The sequence below is a fragment of the Streptomyces sp. T39 genome (assembly GCF_008042045.1).
In the GTDB taxonomy this organism is placed as follows: Bacteria; Actinomycetota; Actinomycetes; order Streptomycetales; family Streptomycetaceae; genus Streptomyces.
On the sequence record NZ_RDBP01000002.1, the window covers coordinates 21,778 to 25,668 of the forward strand.

At 75.2% G+C, this 3,891-nt stretch carries 5 protein-coding genes and 1 pseudogene; 5 read left to right on the plus strand and 1 reads right to left on the minus strand.

Annotation, left to right across the window (positions count from 1 at the left end):
* The 5 genes and pseudogenes from EAO77_RS00165 to EAO77_RS00185 all read left to right on the plus strand — a co-directional run.
* A pseudogene (locus tag EAO77_RS00165) lies at window positions 1-656 on the plus strand (hypothetical protein); the annotation flags it as partial.
* A 121-nt stretch (window positions 657-777) separates the two neighbouring features.
* The gene (locus EAO77_RS00170) at window positions 778-1,197 is read left to right on the plus strand and encodes a roadblock/LC7 domain-containing protein (RefSeq protein ID WP_147986111.1); all 420 of its coding nucleotides are present in this window, start codon (window positions 778-780) and stop codon (window positions 1,195-1,197) included.
* Complete coding sequence (locus tag EAO77_RS00175) at window positions 1,194-1,556, plus strand: DUF742 domain-containing protein (protein ID WP_147986107.1); 363 nt, start codon at window positions 1,194-1,196, stop codon at window positions 1,554-1,556. Before EAO77_RS00170 ends, EAO77_RS00175 begins: the two co-directional genes overlap by 4 nt.
* Window positions 1,537-2,154 (plus strand): GTP-binding protein, encoded by a 618-nt coding sequence (locus EAO77_RS00180; RefSeq protein ID WP_147986108.1) that lies wholly within the window; start codon window positions 1,537-1,539, stop codon window positions 2,152-2,154. The genes EAO77_RS00175 and EAO77_RS00180 overlap by 20 nt, the downstream gene beginning before the upstream one ends.
* Window positions 2,151-3,416: a cytochrome P450 gene (locus EAO77_RS00185; RefSeq protein ID WP_147986109.1), complete on the plus strand. Its 1,266-nt coding sequence runs from the start codon at window positions 2,151-2,153 to the stop codon at window positions 3,414-3,416. The genes EAO77_RS00180 and EAO77_RS00185 overlap by 4 nt, the downstream gene beginning before the upstream one ends.
* Window positions 3,417-3,432: 16 nt before the next feature.
* Here EAO77_RS00185 and EAO77_RS00190 read toward each other — a convergent pair.
* Window positions 3,433-3,891 (minus strand): cytochrome P450 (locus EAO77_RS00190; protein WP_147986110.1); only part of this gene is annotated, 459 nt, incomplete at its 5' end.

Here is a 3,891-nt window from a genome sequence, read left to right on the forward strand (position 1 = left end):
CCGCCGACGGGCCCCACCCCAGCCGGAGCCCCTTCACCGTCACCGCCACGGGCGAGGCCCACACCGGACGGGCCGCCCGCCACGGTGGCCCCGCCGACGAGACCCGCCCCGGGCGGAGCGGCTGGACCACGACCCCGGCGGGCGGGACGCACCCCGGCGAGGACGGCTCCGTGACCCCCACGGACGCACCCCACCCCGAAGCCGGGTCCGGCTTCACCGTGACCGCGGCGGGTCCGGCGGCGTCCGGTGCGGCCGCCGGGGCCGCCGCACCGGCGGCAGCGCCGGTGCCCCTCGCCTCGGCGCCGCTCCCGGCGCAGCCCTCCGTGCGCGGGGTCGCCACGGCGGGCGGCCTGCCGGTGCGGCCCCCGGGCCGCACCATGGCCGCCGCGGACCGGGGCCGCCCGGATCCGCTGCCGGGCGCGGCGCCGCCCGCCCCCGCCAGGGACGCGGGCGCCGGGTTCGAGGCGTTCGCGCGCACGGTCGGTGCCCGCCGCCGCGCCCTCGGGGCGGGCGGCTCCCCGGAGGCGTACGACGCGACGCCCGCCGGGGGGACGTACCTCCCCGACGGGCCCGCCGGCGCGGAGCCCCGGCCCGCCCCGGACGCGCACCCGCTGCCCGAGCCGCGGACCCCTCAGGACCCGCCGGGCGACCCCTGACGGATCCCCGTGCCGGCCCCGCCCGGCACCCCCGCACCTCTCCCGTACGACGACACCGTGAGACAGGAGGCACGGGCGGCGGCGGCCCGCGGAGCGGGCGGTGCCCCGCCCGGCGTACACCATGCAGACCACCGACAACAGCCTCACCTGGCTTCTGGAAAGCCTGCTCGACGGGACCCCCGGCACCCGGCACGCGCTCGTGCTGTCACGGGACGGCCTGAAGCTGTGCTGGAGCCGCCATCTGACGCTGGACCAGGCCGACCAGCTGGCCGCGATCTGCTCCGGGATCCAGGCACTGGCACAGGGCGCGTCCGTGGAGTTCGGCGACGGCACCGGCGGCGTCCGGCACTCGATGACCGAGTTCCACGGCGGACTGCTGTTCATCGTGGAGGCCGGCGCCGGCGCCCATCTCGCCGTGGTCGCGGAGGACGACGCCGACCCCGGCATGATCGGCCACCGGATGACCGAGCTCGTCGAGCAGATCGGGGACCATCTGCGGGCCGAACCGCGGCTGCCCGCCCAGGAGACCGCCCTCTCATGACGCGTCGCCCCGTCGACGTCGGCGTCCCGGAGCGGCTCTACACCGTCACCGGTGGCCGCAGCCGGGCCGTGGACGACTCGTTCGACCTGGTCACCCTGATCGTCGCCGAGTGCGCACCGTCGGCCGGCATGCAGTCGGAGCACGTCCGGATCCTGCGGCTGTGCCGCACGCCCACGGCGGTCGTCGAGCTCTCGGCCGACCTGGGCATGCCGGTGACCGTCGTCCGGATCCTGCTCGGCGACCTGCTCGCCACCGGACGCGTCACGGCGCGGCATCCGCCTCCACCGGCCGGCGGCTCCTTCCCGCTGCCCGACTCCGCCCTCTTGAAGGAGGTGCTCGTTGGACTCCGCAACCTCTGAGCTGCCCGCGCGCAAACCGCTCGGCCGGGCGGCCGAGACCGGCCTGAAGATCGTCGTGGTGGGCGGCTTCGGCGTCGGCAAGACCACCCTGGTCCGCTCCGTGAGCGAGATCCGCCCGCTGAACACGGAGGAGGTGATGACCCAGGCGGGGGTGGGCGTCGACGAGACCGGTCCGGTGGCGACGAGGAAGACCAGCACGACCGTCGCGTTCGACTTCGGCCGCATCAGCCTCAACGACCGCATGGTCCTGTACCTGTTCGGAGCACCCGGGCAGGAGCGGTTCTGGTTCCTGTGGGACCGGCTGTTCACCGGGACCCTCGGCGCCGTGGTGCTCGTCGACACCCGGCGCATGAGCGACTCCTGGTACGCCATCGACCGTCTGGAGCACCACCGGACGCCGTTCGTGGTGGCCGTCAACCGCTTCGACGACGACCTCGCGTCGTTCTCCCTCGACGAGATCCGCCAGGCGCTGTCGCTCGCCGCCGACGTCCCCCTGGTGGAGTGCGACGCCCGGCTGCGCCACTCCGGCAAGCACGTCCTGATCACCCTCGTCGACCACCTGCACGCACTGGCCACGGCCCGGGAGAGAACCCCATGAACGACACCACGGGACCGGCGTCGCCGACGATGCCGCCCGCCGCCTGCCCCGCGCACGACGGCGCGGTCCGGCTGCGCGGACAGGAGTTCCAGCAGTCGCCCGCCGAGCTCTACCGCGCGCTGCGCCGGCGCCACGGGGCGGTGGCCCCGGTGCTGCTGGACGCCGACGTGCCGGCCTGGCTGGTGCTCGGCTACGCGGAGGTCACCTACGTCACGGCGCACGACGACCTCTTCGCCCGCGATTCCCGGCGGTGGAACCAGTGGGACGCGGTCCCGGCGGACTGGCCACTGCTGCCGTTCGTCGGGTACCAGCAGTCGGTGCTGTTCACCGAGGGGGCCGCCCACCAGCTGCGGGCGGGCGTCATCACCGAGGCGCTGGAGGTCGTCGACCAGTTCGAGCTCGCCCACCGGTGCCGCGGGATCGCCGGCCCGCTGATCGACGCGTTCGCGGGCAGCGGGCACGCGGAGCTGATGTCGGCGTACGTCCACGCGCTGCCGATGCGGGCGGCGGTCCGGATGTGCGGGATGCCCGCGGGAGGCGCGGACACCGAGGCCCTCGTGCGGGACCTGCGGATCTCGCTGGACGCCGGGCCGGGTGACGACCCGGTCGCCGCCTACGGGAGGGTGCAGGAGCGGATCCGGCGGCTGGTGGAGGAGAAGCGGGCGGCGCCCGGGCCGGACGTCACCTCGCGGATGCTGACGCACCCGGCCGGGCTGACGGACGAGGAGATCGTCCAGGACCTGGTCTCGGTGATCGCCGCGGCGCAGCAGCCGACGGCGAACTGGATCGGCAACACCCTGCGGCTGCTGCTGACCGACGACCGGTTCGCGCTGAACGTCTCGGGCGGGCGGCTCAGCGTCGGGCAGGCGCTGGGCGAGGTGCTGTGGCTCGACACCCCGACGCAGAACTTCATCGGGCGCTGGGCGGTGCGGGACACCACGCTGGGCGGCCGGCGGATCCGGGCGGGCGACCTGGTGGTGCTCGGCCTCGCCGCCGCCAACACCGATCCGCAGATCTGGCCGGAGGGCCACGCCGGAGAGGAGAACTCCGCGCACCTGTCGTTCGGCAACGGCGAGCACCGCTGTCCCTATCCGGCACCGCTGCTCGCCGACGTGATCGCGCGGACGGCGGTCGAGACGCTGCTGGAACGGTTGCCGGACGTGGTGCTCGCCGTGGAGCCGGAGGAGCTGGCCTGGCGGCCGTCGGTGTGGATGCGGGGGCTGACCGCGCTGCCGGTGCGGTTCACCCCCGTCGTGCAGTAGGCGCGCCGGCGGGCCGTCAGGCGGCGACCGGCGTGAACCGTACGGGCAGGGACTTCGGGCCGCGGGTGAAGACTCCTTCCTCGGCCGGTACGAAGCCGTCCGCGAGCCGCATGTCGGGCATGGCGTCCAGCAGTTGGCCAACCCCGGTGACCACCTCGGCCCGCGCCAGCAGCGCGCCGACGCAGAAGTGGCGGCCGAGCGCGAAGGCGAGGTGGTCCGCCGCGGCCGAGAAGGCCGTGGTGGCGGTCAGGTCGTCGCGGAAGATGTCGAAGCGGTCCGGGTCGCGGTAGCGGTCCGCGTCACGGTTGGCCGCGCCGATGAGGCAGGTGACCGTGGCGCCGGCGGGGATCGTGCCGCCGCTGACGGTGACCTCGGCGGCCGTCTGCCGCATGATCATGTGCACGGGCGGGGTGTAGCGCAGGGTCTCGGCGAACGCCCGGTCGATGAGCGAGCGGTCCTCGCGCACGGCGGCGAG